A 13,302-nucleotide genomic window follows, 5' to 3' on the forward strand; every position below is an offset into this window, starting at 1 on the left:
GCCCCCGACACGCGAGGAGTCGCCATGCGCATCGCCCTCTTCATCACCTGCGTGAACGATGTCGCCTACCCGGCCACCGGCATCGCGGTCACCCGCATCCTGCGGCGGCTCGGCCACTCCGTCGACTTCCCCACCCGGCAGACCTGTTGCGGGCAGATGCACGCCAACACGGGCTACCGGGCCGAGGCGATGCCGATGGTGCGCAACTACGTCGACGTCTTCGACGGCTACGACGCGGTCGTCGTGCCGTCCGGGTCGTGCACCGCGATGATCCGCGACCAGTACCCGCACCTGCACCCGCCCGCGGCGTCGGTGGCCGCCCGCACCTACGAGCTGTCCGAGCTGCTCGTCGACGTCCTCGGCGTCACCGACGTCGGCGCCGAGTTTCCGGAGACGGTCACCTACCACCCCACCTGCCACGGCCTGCGGATGCTGCGGTTGGGTGACCGGCCGCTGCAACTGCTGCGTCAGGTTCGCGGCATCCGGCTGGTCGAGCTGGCCGACGCCGAGGAGTGCTGCGGTTTCGGCGGCACGTTCGCCCTGAAGAACCCGGACGTCTCCACCGCGATGCTCACCGACAAGTGCGCCCGGGTCGGTGAGACCGGCGCGCAGGTGCTCGCCGCCGCCGACAACTCCTGCCTGGCGCACATCGGGGGCGGCCTGGACCGCCACCGGTCGGGCGTGCGGGCCGTGCACTACGCCGAGATCCTCGCCGCGACGGGAGCCGCCTCATGAACCGTCCGGTCGCACCGGCCACCGGCGGCGGACGCATCCGCACGCCCCTGCCCTTCCCGACTGCGGCCAGACCGGCCGTCGCCGACACCCAACTGCGCGCCAACCTGCACCGGGCCACCCGCACCATCCGGGACAAACGCGCCCGGGTCGTCGACGAGGTACCCGACTGGGAGGCTCTCCGCGACGCCGGCTCCGCGATCAAGGCGGACGTCCAACGCCGGTTGCCGGAGCTGCTGGAGCAGTTCGAGGCGTCCGCCACCGCTGCCGGCGCCACAGTGCACTGGGCCCGGGACGCGGCCGAGGCCTGCCGGATCGTGGTCGAGCTGACCCGGGCCACCGGAGCCGACGAGGTCGTGAAGGTCAAGTCGATGGCGACCCAGGAGATCGAGCTCAACGAGGCCCTCGAGGCGGCCGGGATCGCCGCGTACGAGACCGACCTGGCCGAGCTGATCGTGCAGCTCGGCGACGACACGCCCTCGCACATCCTGGTGCCGGCGATCCACTACAACCGGGCGCAGATCCGGGAGATCTTCCAGCGTCGAATGTCCGACGTGCCGGCCGACCTCAGTGACGAGCCGTCCGCGCTGGCCGAGGCGGCCCGCGCGCATCTGCGCCGACGTTTCCTCTCGGCCCGGGTCGCCGTGTCCGGCGCCAACTTCGCCATCGCCGACACCGGCACGTTGGTGGTCGTGGAGTCCGAGGGCAACGGGCGGATGTGCCTCACCCTCCCGGAGACGCTGATCAGCGTCGTGGGCGTCGAGAAGCTGCTGCCGACCTTCACCGACCTGGAGGTCTTCCTGCAACTGCTGCCGCGGTCGTCGACCGGTGAGCGGATGAACCCGTACACCTCGATGTGGACCGGCGTCACCCCCGGTGACGGGCCACAGGACGTGCACGTGGTGCTGGTCGACAATGGACGCTCCGCGGTGCTGGCCGACCCGGTCGGGCGTCCGGCGCTGTCGTGCATCCGCTGCTCGGCCTGCCTGAACGTCTGCCCCGTCTACGAGCGGGCCGGCGGGCACGCGTACGGCTCGGTGTATCCGGGGCCGATCGGGGCGATCCTGTCACCTCAGTTGACCGGCGTGGCCGACAACGCGTCGCTGCCGTACGCGTCGACCCTCTGCGGCGCCTGCTACGACGTGTGTCCCGTGAAAATCAACATTCCGGAGATCCTGGTCCACCTCCGCCAGCAGGCACCGCATCCGCTGGCCGAACGCACCACCATGGGCGTCCTGTCGTGGGTGATGCGCAGCCCTCGGCGCTGGGCAGCCGCCCTGCGTCTGGCCCGGACCGGCGCGGGCCCTCTCGGGGCGTACCGCGAGCGGCGCACCGGCGCTCGGACGCTGCGCCGGCTGCCCTGGCCCGCCTCCGCGTGGACCCGGTCGCGTGACCTGCCGCTGCCCGCGGCGCAGACCTTCCGAGAGTGGTGGGGAAAGCAGTGACCGCGCGTGACGAGATCCTGGCCCGGCTCCGCACGGCCCTGGCCGACGACCCGCCGCCCGTGGAGGTGCCCCGCCGGTACCGCCGGGTCGGTGACCGCCCCGACCCGGTCGCCATCCTCGTCGACCGGCTGGAGGACTACCGGGCGGTCGTCCACCATGGCATCGGCGCTCTGCCCGAGCTGCTGACCGGGGTGGACCGGCTCGCCGTGCCCGTAGACGTCCCCGCCGGCTGGCTGACCGGCTACGCCGGGCAGGTGCACCGCGACGCTCCCCCGCTGACACCGGCCGACCTCGACGCGATGGACGCGGTCCTGACCGGCTGCGCCGTGGCGGTCGCCGAGACGGGCACCATCATCCTCGACGCCGGCCCGGCGCAGGGGCGACGAGCGCTCACCCTGGTGCCCGACCGGCACATCTGCGTCGTCCGCGCAGACCAGGTCGTCGGCCTGCTGCCGGAGGCGCTGACCCGGCTGGACCCGCGCGCGGCACAGACCTGGATCTCGGGCCCGTCCGCGACCAGCGACATCGAGCTCAACCGGGTCGAGGGTGTGCACGGACCGCGCCGGCTGGAGATCGTGCTGGTCGGCGACACCTCAGGAGCGTGACGCCACCTGCTCGCCGCCCGACGTGGCCGTCTCCCGCAGCGGGATGCCCCGCAGGTTCAGCACCATGACGACACCCACGCCGACCACCAGCGCGATGTCGGCGACGTTGCCGACGAAGAACCCCGCGTAGTCGATGAAGTCCACCACGTGCCCCCGGGCGAACCCCGGCTCGCGGAAGAGACGGTCCAGCAGGTGGGTCGTCGCGCCGCCGAGCACCAGCCCCAACGCCACCGCCCAGGCGCGCGACGTGACCCGCCGCGCCACCACCGTCACCGCGACCACCGCCGCGGCCGCGAACACCGCGAAGATCCAGGTGTACGCGGCGCCGATCGAGAAGGCGGCACCCGGGTTGTAGACGAGTCGCAGTTGCAGCAGCTCGCCGACGACGGTGATGGTCTGACCGTCGGACAGCGCGGACTCGGCCCAGTACTTGGTGAGCTGATCCGCGGCGAGCACCACAGCAGCGATCAACACGACGGCGCGGAACATCCCGGAACCCTAACCGCTCGACCTGGGCCGTCACCAGCGTCGGATGGCTCCGGGCACCAGTGGGGCGAGGGCGGTCGGGCCGCGGCGTGAACAACTGCATAATGCCGGTGTGTGGCAATTGCAAAAGGCTGGCAACTATGCCACCGTGATGATCAACGGCTGCGGCGCCCCCGCCCACCCGACCACGACCTCTTCCCACACCACAGGAGCGTTCTGTGACCCGGATGCGTCCGACCTTCCGGCGCCTCGTGGCGTCGACCGCAGCGGCCGGGACACTCGTCCTCGCCGCCTGCTCGGCCCCGACCACCTCCGAGGGCCCGGCCGGCGGCACGACGCTGGTCGTCGCCACCTCCGACGAGCCGGACGCACTGAACCCGGTGCTGAACTACGGCGTCGACGGCGCCGCGCTGATCTTCGACGGGCTCGTCTCCCGCGACAGCGACAACCGCCTCGTCCCCGGCCTGGCGGCGGCGTTGCCGACGGTGTCACCCGACGGGCGGACCGTGACCGCGAAGCTCCGCGACGAGGTCCTTTTCCACGACGGCACCGCGCTGACCGCAAAGGACGTCGTCTTCACGTACCAGGCCGTCCTGGACCCGACTGTCGACTCGACGCTGCGCTCCGACCTGGACATGGTGGAGTCGGTGACCGCACCCGACCAGGCGACGGTCGTGTTCAGACTGCGCTATCCGTACGCGCCGTTCCTGCAACGACTCACCCTCGGCATCGTGCCGGCCACGCTGCTCAGCGGGCAGGACATCAACACCGCCGGGTTCAACCGCAAGCCGGTCGGGACCGGGCCGTACGCCGTCGAGTCCTGGACGCCGGGCGACCGGCTGGTGCTCACGGCCAACGAGCGCTACTTCGGTGGCCGGCCGGCGAACAACCGGGTCGTGGTGGCGTTCGTCGCCGACGACAACGTCCGCGCCCAGCGGATGCGCGCCGGCGAGTTCGACGCCGCCGAGTTGCCGCCGAAGCTCGCCGCCGCCTTCGACCAGGACACCACGTACCGGGTGCAGCGGGTGCCGACCGCCGACTACCGCGGCGTGATGCTGCCGACGGGCAACCCGGTCCTCGCCGACCCGGCGGTCCGCCGTGCGCTCAGCCTGGCCGTCGACCGGTCCGCGATGGTGTCCGGCATCCTCGGCGGCGCCGGCGAACCGGCGTTCGGGCCGATCCCTCCGACCTCGGAGTTCGCCGATCCCACTGTCGTCGGTGCGCCGACCGCCGATCCGACGGCCGCGGCGGCACTGCTCGACGCCGCCGGCTGGACGCCCGGTCCGAATGGGGTACGCGCCAGGGACGGGCGGCCGGCCCGGTTCACGCTGATGTACCCGGCGAGCGACACCCTGCGCAAGGACCTGGCCCTCGCGGTGACCGCCGACGTGAAGAAGATCGGCATCGAGGTGACCCCGGCGGGGCTCACCTGGGACGCCATCGACCCACGGATGAAGTCCGACGCCCTGCTGATGGGCTACGGCACGCCGTACGACCCGGACTTCGTCTCGTACAAGCTGTTCGGCTCCACGTTCGCCGGGCAGGGCTACTTCAACCCCGGCTCGTACCGCTCCGAGGCGGTGGACCGGGCCCTGCAGAACGGCCGGGACCAGATCGACCCGGCCCAGCGCAAGGCCGCGTACGCGCAGTTCCAGCAGCAGCTCGCCGCCGACGTGCCGTGGCTGTTCCTCACCTACCTGCGGCACACCTACGTGCTGAAGTCCTCGGTGCGGGGCGTGGCCCCCCGGGTCGAGGCGCACGAGCACGGGGTGGCGAACAGCATCTGGTGGAACATCGACACCTGGACCCGGTCGTGACCCGCTCCGGCCGGCTGGCCGGGGCCGGCGCGGTGGTCCGACGCCGACTCCTCGTCGCCGTGCCGGTGCTCGCCGCGACCAGCATCGGGATGTTCGCCCTGGGCGCCGCGTCGCCGGTCGACCCGGCGAAACAGTACGCGGGCGCGGCAGCCTTCACCGCCACCGAGGAGAACCTGGCGCAGATCCGCGCGAACTGGGGCGTCGACGACCCGCTGCCGGTGCAGTACCTGCGCTGGATCGGCAACCTCGTCCAGGGCGACCTGGGCTGGTCGACCAGTCGACACGAGCCGGTCGCCTCGGTGCTCGCCGCCCGGGCCGGCTGGACGCTGCTGCTGATCGGCGTGAGTCTCGCCCTCGTCCTGGTCGCGAGTCTGCTGCTGGGCGCGCTGGCCGCGTACCGCAGGGGTGGGCTCTTCGACCGCGCGTTGCGGACGGCGGCCTACGCGGTCCAGTCGATGCCGGTGTTCTGGTTGGGGCTGACCGCGATCGCCGTGTTCGCGCTGGCCCTGGGATGGTTGCCGGCCGGCGGGCTCACCGACGTCACCGCGACCGGCACGTCCTGGTCCGACGTGGCCCACCACCTGATCCTGCCGGTCGGCGTGCTGGCCGTGTCCCAGGCGCCGTGGTTCGTGCTGTTCGTCCGGGACGCGGTCGCGGAGAGCATGCGCGACGACCACGTGCTCGCGGCCCGGGCCCGCGGGTTGCCGGGGCGGACGGTGCTGTTCGGGCACGCGTTGCGGACCGCGCTGCTGCCGTTCCTCACCCTGGTCGGCACGCATCTGCCCGAGCTGGTCGGCGGGGCGGTGCTGGTCGAGACGGTCTTCTCGCTGCCGGGCCTCGGCGCCGTCACGGTCGCCGCCGCGCTGGGCAGCGACTTCCCGCTGCTGGCGGCGATCACGCTGGTCACCACCGCTGTGGTGCTGGCCGCGAACCTCGTGACTGACCTCGCCTACGCCGCCGCCGACCCGAGGGTACGACTCGATGGCTGACCTCGCTGCCCGACCGGCGCTGCTCCGGATCGCCCGGTCCCGGCTGCGGCTGCGGCCCGGCCAGGCCGGTGTCGTCGCTGCCGGCCTCGTGCTCCTCGTCGCCGTCGTCGGTTCGCTTCTCGCCCCGCTCCTCTGGCCGCTGGACCAGAGCGCTGTCGCGTTGGGCCAGACCCGGTTGGCGCCGTCCTGGGCGCACCTCGCCGGCACCGACGACCTCGGCCGGGACGTGGCCCACCGTGCCGTCTACGGGCTGCGGGTCTCGCTGCTCGTCGGTGCGGTCGCCGCGCTCGTCGCCACCGTCCTCGGCGGCGTGGTGGGCGGGATCGCCGGCACGCTCGGCGGCCGGGTGGACCGGATCCTGATGCGGATCGTGGACACCATCGCCGCGATGCCGCACCTGCTGCTGGGCATCTTCATCGTCGCCATGCTGCGCCCCAGCCTCGGCGCGGTGATCGCCTCCGTCGGGCTCACCCACTGGCTCTCCACCGCTCGCATCGTGAGATCCGAGCTGCTGAGCCTTCGTACCCGGCCGTTCGTCGACGCCGCCATCAACGGCGGAGCCGGTCGGGGTCGGGTCCTGATGCGACACCTGCTGCCGCACGTGCTGCCCCGGCTGGCGCTGGCCACCACCCTGATGATCCCGCACGCGGTGTGGCACGAGACCGCGCTGTCGTTCCTCGGCCTGGGGCTGCCGCCGCACCTCGCCTCACTGGGCAACATGATCAATGACGGTCAGGGGTCGCTGCTGACCGGCGCCTGGTGGGCCAGTCTGGCGCCGGGGGCGGTCATCGTCGTCGTCACCCTCGCCATCGCGGTCCTCGCCGCCCGCTGGCGCGACCGCCTCGATCCCCGGGTCCGAGCGGAGCTGCACCTGTGACCACCACCGAACGCCTCACCGCCCCGGCACCGGACCGCGCCGCCGTGCGTCGGCCGCTGCTCACCGTTGACGACCTCGGCGTCCAGTTCCGGCTCCGCGACACCAGCGTGCACGCCGTCACCGACCTCAACCTCACCGTACGGGCCGGCGAACTGCTGGCCATCGTCGGTGAGTCCGGCTGCGGCAAGTCCGTGCTCGCCCACGCCCTGCTCGGCCTGTTGCCGGGCAACGCCACGATCACCGGCCACGCCGTCCTGCACTACCCGGACGCCGACCCGGTCGACCTGGTCACCTGCGGTCAGCGCCACCTGGCCCGCCGGGTACGCGGTCGCCGGGTCGGGCTGGTGCCGCAGAGCCCGGCCACCGCGCTGAACCCGGTCCGCACCGGACGACGACTGCTCACCGAGACGCTGCGGGCGCACGGCCGGGGCCGCGAGGACTGCGATCGGCTCGCTGTCGACGTCGGGCTCGACCCGGCCGACCTGGACCGCTACCCGCACGAACTCTCCGGCGGCATGGCGCAGCGCCTGGTCACCGCGCTCGCGCTGGCACCCGACCCGTCGCTGCTCATCGCCGACGAGCCCACCACCGGTCTCGACCGCCCGTTGGTGGACCACACCCTCGATCTGCTGCGACGCCGCTGCGACGACGGCTCGGCCGTCGTGCTCATCACCCACGACCTGGCCGCCGCGCAGCGGGTCGCCGACACGGTCGCCGTCATGTACGCCAGCCGCATCGCGGAGCACCGGGACGCCGGCCAGCTCTTCACCGCACCAACCCACCCGTACGCGGCGGCGCTGCTCGACGCCCTGCCCGACCGCGCCTTCCGGCCGGTGCCGGGCGACCCGCCGATGCTCACCGCGCTGCCCCCGGGATGCTCGTTCGCGCCCCGCTGCCCACGTCGCACCGACCTCTGCGCGAGCCAGCCACCGCCGACACCGCTCACCGGAGGTGGCACGGTCGCCTGCCACCACCCGATCACCACCGGAGCCGTCACGTGACCAGCTCGCCGCATCTGCTCGCCGACGAGGTGACCGTCGGGTACGGCCGGCAGGTCGTGCTCGACGGCGTCACGCTGCGCATCGACCGGGGCGAGACGGTCGGCCTTCGCGGCCCGTCCGGCTGCGGCAAGTCGACACTGGTCCGGGTCCTGGCGCTCCTGCGCCGCCCCGAGGGCGGCCGGGTCAGCATCGACGGCACCCCGGTCGGCGGTGTGCGCTACGCCGTGCCGGTCGACCTGCGGACCCGCGTCGCCGTGCTCTTCCAGAGCCCTCGCGCCGCCGCCGATCCCCGGCTGAGCCTCGACGACCTGATCGCCGAACCGCTGCGCGCGATCCGAACGCCCGAGCCGGCGGTCCGCGAGCGGGTAGCCGAACTCGCCGAACTCGTCGGCCTCACCCCGGACCTGCGCGGCCGGCGGCCACACGCGGTGTCCGACGGGCAACTGCAACGGGCCTGCCTCGCCCGGGCGCTCGTACACCGCCCCGACTACCTGCTCTGCGACGAGGCCACGGCGATGCTCGACGCCTCGACCCAGGCGCACGTCGCCGCCGTCATCCGCGACTACCAGCGGGCGCAGCGCGCCGGAGTCCTGATCGTCACCCACGATGAGATCCTGCTGAACCGCTGGGCCGACCGGGTCGTCGACCTGGTCGGAACGGCATCGGCCGTGACCTGAGTCTTCTACCGACGCGCTGGCGCGCGGCGCCGATCCGGGTCGACCTTGAGCGCGGATTGAAAACCCGCGAGCGTGATGGTGTCGTGCACAGCGGTAGTCCGTCCTCGGAAACCACACCACCGGTCGCGGGCACACGCTGACGAGGACACGCCCCCGCTTCGCACGTACGGCCCGTCACCCGCACAGCCCATCCGAAATTGGGTTTGTTAGCCAATTTCGGGGGGCGTAGTCGATCGAAGTGGACAACTTGACTCCTGCACAACGACCTCTTCGGTGTGAACTCTCGTCAACCCGGTCGGCTTGAGCTTGATGCGAGGTCAGACGGCCTGCTAGCGCGCCTCCCGGCTCGGTTCGGTTGGCAGCGTTGCTGTACTTCGCTGCTGTACTGCTGGCTTCGACAGCCTGGCCTCCCTGGTCCATCCGAGAAACCGGCGGTGCAGCACGCCGGCCGGGGTCCAAGGCATGTCCTCGGTCGCCTGAACGAGGTAGGACCCGAGGTAGAGTGCCAGCGACACGGGAGCATCCGCATACTCCGCCCGCAGCTCGCGCTTCCGGGTCAGGCAGGGCCAGGGCAGGCCGCAGCCACCGCAGCTCCAGATCGGCATGACCGGGCCGTGGACGGTCACCGCACATCCGTCAGGAAGCGAACGGTGATCGCCCGTGCCTGCCGGCTGGTCGCCCATTCGACCTGCCAGCACGGGTATGGCGTGAGCCGCGCCCACCACGCCCGGCAGCCGCTGCACATGCCGTCCAGCCCTCGGACGTGCGACGCGATGATCGCCTCCTGCTGCCCGCTACTCACTGCTCACCCTCCTGTGGCCAATGGCCACGATTGATCGGTATCCGGTGCCGGGCACGGCAGGGTAGGTCGGCTCCGCAGCGGCAGATATGCCGCCAGAGTTGCCACGACCACACCGGCCGATGCCTGCGGGCGAGAGTCAGCGCGGTGGCCGAGAGGTATTCGTCATACGAGACGCGCCGCACGGCCCCTCCCTCGTTCGAGCACGAGGACGGCTTCCTGCCCTCGAAGCTGAAGGGGACGCGGCGACCAGGCGATACCCGCACCGCCCGCCGCATCCCGTGAGCAAGAAGCTACGGTGGGTCGTGGAGCGGAATGGGTAAGGTTTCTACCCCTGGATCACGAGAGCAGCCCGACCTTGATCGCAAGGTCACGGGCGTCGTCACGGGCGGAACGCGGGCCGTCGAGCAGGTCCAAGGTGATCTGGCGGGCGTACCCGTTGAAGCGGATCGTCTCCGGGGCCGATTCGTACGCCTGCCGGAGGGTCATCACGGCCGCTTCCTTGTCGTCCTTGCCGTAGTGCGCCCGTGCGACCTCGATGAGATGGCGTGCCCGGCGCGGCCTCGACGGGATCGCCGCGGAATCATGACGGCGTGCCTGTCGCACCGCCTCACCTGACTTCTGCAACTCCACCGCCACGGTCACCGCATGAGCGCCCATGATGACCTGTGAGAACGATGTCTGCGGCTGATAGAAGCCCTGCGGCAGGCGCTGCGCCACCCGGTCCGCGCGGTCCCAGTACCGCCAGGCTCGACCTTCCTCACCAGCGCGGGCGGCGGTGTAGGCAGCCTCGAAGTTCAACGCACCCCAAAGCGCCAGGAGGTTCGTGTTGCCGTCGGCGGTGCGCGGCTCCAGCGCCGACAGGAGGTCCAGGGTCACCGCCATCGCGGTGTCCCAGTCACCGGCATCCCGATGTACCTGGCACAGGAACCATCCCGCGCACGCCAGCGCCTCCGGGTCGCCGGACTCCTGTGCCGCCACCATCGCTCGGTCCGCGACCCGCCACAACAACTCGGCGGCGGGTTGGTAGGCAAGAAACATCTGCGTCAGCCCGAACGTCTCGGCCAACAGGGCCTGAGCCTGCCGACGCTCATCACCCTCGTACGCCAACGCGGCGCGCTGCACGTCGCGCAGCATCCCCGGCAACAACCCGCCCAACACCGTGCGGTGATCCGACGCCTGATGACGCGCCCGCCACGCCATCGCAAGCCGCTCCCTCAGGCTCGTCAACGACTCCGGGGAAGCCTCGTCAGAAATCGCGAAGCGGTTCACGGCGTCACGGACGGACGCCAGCGCCGGATGCTCCGGCCCGTTGACGACAGCAGACCGGGCGCTCAACTCCCCGGCCAAGGCAGACACGTCGACCTTGAGAGCACGCGCGATGCGATCCAGCATGTGAATGCGCGGCGGCAAGATGCGATCGGTCTCCACTGCCTTGACCCACTCGGCGCTGCGCCCGACCAACCCCCCGAGCACCGCACGGGTCTTCCCGGACCGCTCCCGGTAGACCTTCAACCGCTGTCCGAAAGTCAACTCCGGCAAGAAATCCATCCCGGACCTCCTCATAGCGCGGGACGCACCGTCGGCGCCCAGGCCGCCGCCACCCAACGCTACCGGCCTGCCTGCCGCCTCATAACCCCTCACACGCCGCGCGTCGCCTTCCACGCCGACGCCCAAAGCCCTGGCCTCCTCGCTTGTAAGTTCGGGGCGCTTCGTGCGGCGACATCCGTCTTCGCACGCGACCTCGGGCGGCGATCCGCACTTCGCCGTCCGCGGCGGTCCTCGTTCGAGGCCAGTGCTGTCACTGTTGCTGTCGACAGTCTGATAGCCGTCATCAAAGCAGCAGGGCTGAGCTGTCTCAACGGTCCACCAGAGTCCATGGACGTCCGGCGCTGCCCGCACCCGTCGTCACCCAGTTGGTCACCCAGCCCAAGCCTCCTTGACCCCAGGCACGCGCGGGGTTCGTATGGCTCTAAGATCCTTCTCTTCGGCAGGTGATACGCCTCCGGAGTCCTCGAAGGCGGATTCGCCATGATCCCTGATCGGACTGATGTAAGCGGCCGCCTGGATAGGGCGCTGGCGGGTGTGGCCGCCACGTTCCAGGGCATGACGGCCCACCGGCAGGAGTCCAACTGCGAGTGTCACTGGGGCAGCGCGGAGGAACTGGCACTGCTCAAGACCCCGGACGTGCCGCTTGACGACGACCTGCTCCGCCGCACGTACTGGACCACAGACTGGCACTACCCCGGCCCGCTGCTGCGCCGGATCCTGCCCCAACTGACCCAGAGCCTCGTGGCGGGCCGCGTAGAGCCAATGGCCGGGATGGAGAGCCTTGGGCTGTTGTTCACCGCCGGCCGCTGGCAGGAGTGGCCCACCGGACAACAGGACGCCCTGCGGGAATTCGTGGACGCCTGGTGGCTGCACGTCCTGGTCGAGCCCGATGCAAAGGTGCCCGCCCATGAGGCCCTAACACTCCTCGCCGAGGCCACCACCAAGCTCGCCCCGTGGTTGGCTATCTGGGCAGAGTTGCTGGTCGACGCGGTGGCGCGGCGGCGGCTGGTCACAGCCGTGGATGAGTGGATGGACGACCTGCTGGGCGATGCGCTCCCTTGGTCGAGTTGGCACAACGAGGACACGTGGTGCCCGACGCTGTCGCTGTGGGTGCTACGACACGCGCCGGCCGTACTGCGGGAGCACGACGCGTCGATCGAATTACACGACTACATCCGGCTGCTTGTCCTACCCTACGCCGATCGGTGGGACCGATAATCGCGGCGGCGACCGTGCTGTGGGTCCAACCCCACCCCGCTGACCTTGCCATCCCGTCTGCCGCCGACCCGCCCTCCTGGGGGGTGGGCTGCTCCTCGGACTGGCCAGCGCCGCGACGGACGGACCGAGCGCTTCTCAGCCGTCGGCGCCGTCGAGCAGCGCGCGCCGTAGCGCCAGCCGGTGCTCCCGACGGATCTCCGCCTCCCGGTACCGACGCCGGTCCCCGTCGGTCTCCGGCAGCAGCGGCGGCACCGTACGGGGCTGACCGTCGTCGTCGATGGCGACCATGACCAGGTGGGCGGTGGCCACGTCGGTGGGCGGCACCGCACGGTCCCACCGGTCGGCGGTCACCTTGACGGCCACCTCCATCGAGCTGCGGCCGGCCCAGGTGATCCGGGCGTCGACGTGCACGACGTCGCCGACCCGTACCGCGCGCAGGAACGCGGTCTCGTCGATGGCGGCGGTCACCGCCGGCCCGTCGGAGTGCCGGGCGGCGACCACACCGGCGACGGAGTCAATGAGGTTGAGGATCCGGCCGCCGTGCACCGTACCCATCAGGTTGGTGTGGTGCTGGTCCATGATCTGCGACAGGGTCAGGTGCGACGCCGACGGCGCTCGGCCGGCGATCGTGGTGGTGTCGTGCACAGCGGTAGTCCGTCCCTCGGGAAACCACACCGCCGGGTCGCGGGCACACGCTGACGAGGACGCGCCACACGCACGGCCCGTCACCCGCTCAGCCCACCCGCGAGGCCGACGGCAGCGCACACGGTTGTGTACGCGGCGCCGGCAGGTCTTCGGACTCGCGGGCCTGACCGGTCGCGCCGGTCCCCTACTGGCCGTCGCTTCCCAGGCCTGCTGGCCCAGTGCTGATGACGGCGGTCGTTCCCACTCACCGCTGCGGGGCAGCCCCGGATTTCCACCGGGTTCCCTCTTACGACGCCCAGTCGGTCACGACGGGGCGAACCAGCGCCGTCGGCAGCATAGCTGGCCAGGGATTCCGTCCATTCGGCGCGGCGTGCTGCGGCGGCACGGCGTCCTCATCGTCAACTTTTGCCATCTGAGGAAAAAGATCGCCACCTCTTGAAAAAAGTCTCACGGCGGTGAG

14 protein-coding genes and 1 riboswitch are annotated in these 13,302 nt (G+C 71.3%); of the genes, 9 read left to right on the plus strand and 5 right to left on the minus strand.

What is annotated here, in order from left to right:
• Nucleotides 1-24: 24 nt before the first annotated feature.
• Genes HNR22_RS07370 through HNR22_RS07380 form a run of 3 tightly spaced genes read left to right on the plus strand, consistent with a single transcriptional unit; the run spans nucleotide 25 to nucleotide 2,782 of the window.
• Nucleotides 25-735: a (Fe-S)-binding protein gene (locus HNR22_RS07370; protein WP_179779697.1), complete on the plus strand. Its 711-nt coding sequence runs from the start codon at nucleotides 25-27 to the stop codon at nucleotides 733-735.
• Entirely contained in the window at nucleotides 732-2,177 is a 1,446-nt protein-coding gene (locus HNR22_RS07375) for a LutB/LldF family L-lactate oxidation iron-sulfur protein (protein WP_179779698.1), read from the plus strand. Before HNR22_RS07370 ends, HNR22_RS07375 begins: the two co-directional genes overlap by 4 nt.
• Complete coding sequence (locus tag HNR22_RS07380; RefSeq protein ID WP_343059719.1) at nucleotides 2,174-2,782, plus strand: LutC/YkgG family protein; 609 nt, start codon at nucleotides 2,174-2,176, stop codon at nucleotides 2,780-2,782. The genes HNR22_RS07375 and HNR22_RS07380 overlap by 4 nt, the downstream gene beginning before the upstream one ends.
• On the opposite strand, the gene lspA is transcribed toward HNR22_RS07380, so the two are convergent.
• Complete coding sequence (lspA, locus tag HNR22_RS07385) at nucleotides 2,771-3,271, minus strand: signal peptidase II (RefSeq protein WP_179779699.1); 501 nt, start codon at nucleotides 3,269-3,271, stop codon at nucleotides 2,771-2,773. The two genes, HNR22_RS07380 and lspA, sit on opposite strands and share 12 nt — an antisense overlap.
• 224 nt (nucleotides 3,272-3,495) lie before the next feature.
• Here lspA and HNR22_RS30950 point away from each other — a divergent pair, with 224 nt between their 5' ends.
• Genes HNR22_RS30950 through HNR22_RS07405 form a run of 5 tightly spaced genes read left to right on the plus strand, consistent with a single transcriptional unit; the run spans nucleotide 3,496 to nucleotide 8,629 of the window.
• Nucleotides 3,496-5,085, plus strand: a complete 1,590-nt coding sequence (locus tag HNR22_RS30950) for an ABC transporter substrate-binding protein (RefSeq protein ID WP_218907370.1) — start codon at nucleotides 3,496-3,498, stop codon at nucleotides 5,083-5,085.
• Complete coding sequence (locus HNR22_RS07390; RefSeq protein ID WP_343059720.1) at nucleotides 5,055-6,074, plus strand: ABC transporter permease; 1,020 nt, start codon at nucleotides 5,055-5,057, stop codon at nucleotides 6,072-6,074. Before HNR22_RS30950 ends, HNR22_RS07390 begins: the two co-directional genes overlap by 31 nt.
• The gene (locus HNR22_RS07395; protein WP_179779701.1) at nucleotides 6,067-6,951 is read left to right on the plus strand and encodes an ABC transporter permease; all 885 of its coding nucleotides are present in this window, start codon (nucleotides 6,067-6,069) and stop codon (nucleotides 6,949-6,951) included. The genes HNR22_RS07390 and HNR22_RS07395 overlap by 8 nt, the downstream gene beginning before the upstream one ends.
• Nucleotides 6,948-7,952, plus strand: a complete 1,005-nt coding sequence (locus tag HNR22_RS07400) for an oligopeptide/dipeptide ABC transporter ATP-binding protein (RefSeq protein WP_179779702.1) — start codon at nucleotides 6,948-6,950, stop codon at nucleotides 7,950-7,952. Before HNR22_RS07395 ends, HNR22_RS07400 begins: the two co-directional genes overlap by 4 nt.
• On the plus strand, nucleotides 7,949-8,629 hold the full coding sequence (locus tag HNR22_RS07405) for an ATP-binding cassette domain-containing protein (RefSeq protein WP_179778422.1): 681 nt from the start codon (nucleotides 7,949-7,951) through the stop codon (nucleotides 8,627-8,629). Before HNR22_RS07400 ends, HNR22_RS07405 begins: the two co-directional genes overlap by 4 nt.
• Before the next feature lie 329 nt (nucleotides 8,630-8,958).
• On the opposite strand, the gene HNR22_RS31200 is transcribed toward HNR22_RS07405, so the two are convergent.
• The 3 genes from HNR22_RS31200 to HNR22_RS07415 all read right to left on the minus strand — a co-directional run bounded on the left by HNR22_RS31200 (nucleotide 8,959) and on the right by HNR22_RS07415 (nucleotide 10,979).
• Nucleotides 8,959-9,255 carry a hypothetical protein gene (locus HNR22_RS31200; protein WP_343059721.1) on the minus strand — a complete coding sequence of 99 codons (297 nt, stop codon included), beginning with the start codon at nucleotides 9,253-9,255 and terminating at the stop codon, nucleotides 8,959-8,961.
• Entirely contained in the window at nucleotides 9,252-9,431 is a 180-nt protein-coding gene (locus HNR22_RS07410; RefSeq protein ID WP_179779703.1) for a hypothetical protein, read from the minus strand. The genes HNR22_RS31200 and HNR22_RS07410 overlap by 4 nt, the downstream gene beginning before the upstream one ends.
• Before the next feature lie 336 nt (nucleotides 9,432-9,767).
• On the minus strand, nucleotides 9,768-10,979 hold the full coding sequence (locus tag HNR22_RS07415; protein WP_179779704.1) for a helix-turn-helix domain-containing protein: 1,212 nt from the start codon (nucleotides 10,977-10,979) through the stop codon (nucleotides 9,768-9,770).
• A gap of 534 nt (nucleotides 10,980-11,513) precedes the next feature.
• Between HNR22_RS07415 and HNR22_RS07420 the strand changes: the two genes are divergently transcribed.
• Complete coding sequence (locus tag HNR22_RS07420; RefSeq protein WP_343059722.1) at nucleotides 11,514-12,197, plus strand: hypothetical protein; 684 nt, start codon at nucleotides 11,514-11,516, stop codon at nucleotides 12,195-12,197.
• Nucleotides 12,198-12,332: 135 nt separating this feature from the next.
• On the opposite strand, the gene HNR22_RS07425 is transcribed toward HNR22_RS07420, so the two are convergent.
• The gene (locus HNR22_RS07425) at nucleotides 12,333-12,776 is read right to left on the minus strand and encodes an acyl-CoA thioesterase (protein ID WP_246381549.1); all 444 of its coding nucleotides are present in this window, start codon (nucleotides 12,774-12,776) and stop codon (nucleotides 12,333-12,335) included.
• A gap of 189 nt (nucleotides 12,777-12,965) precedes the next feature.
• Nucleotides 12,966-13,180, minus strand: a riboswitch (cobalamin riboswitch).
• Nucleotides 13,181-13,302: the final 122 nt, after the last annotated feature.

Source organism: Micromonospora jinlongensis, assembly GCF_013410645.1.
Lineage (GTDB): Bacteria > Actinomycetota > Actinomycetes > Mycobacteriales > Micromonosporaceae > Micromonospora > Micromonospora zamorensis.

Coding starts and splice junctions, on each gene's coding strand:
- HNR22_RS07370 (WP_179779697.1), top strand. CDS start 25: ATGCGCATCGCCCTCTTCATCACCTGCGTGAACGATGTCGCCTACCCG.
- HNR22_RS07375 (WP_179779698.1), top strand. CDS start 732: ATGAACCGTCCGGTCGCACCGGCCACCGGCGGCGGACGCATCCGCACG.
- lspA (WP_179779699.1), bottom strand. CDS start 3,271: ATGTTCCGCGCCGTCGTGTTGATCGCTGCTGTGGTGCTCGCCGCGGAT.
- HNR22_RS30950 (WP_218907370.1), top strand. CDS start 3,496: ATGCGTCCGACCTTCCGGCGCCTCGTGGCGTCGACCGCAGCGGCCGGG.
- HNR22_RS07395 (WP_179779701.1), top strand. CDS start 6,067: ATGGCTGACCTCGCTGCCCGACCGGCGCTGCTCCGGATCGCCCGGTCC.
- HNR22_RS07415 (WP_179779704.1), bottom strand. CDS start 10,979: ATGGATTTCTTGCCGGAGTTGACTTTCGGACAGCGGTTGAAGGTCTAC.
- HNR22_RS07425 (WP_246381549.1), bottom strand. CDS start 12,776: ATGGACCAGCACCACACCAACCTGATGGGTACGGTGCACGGCGGCCGG.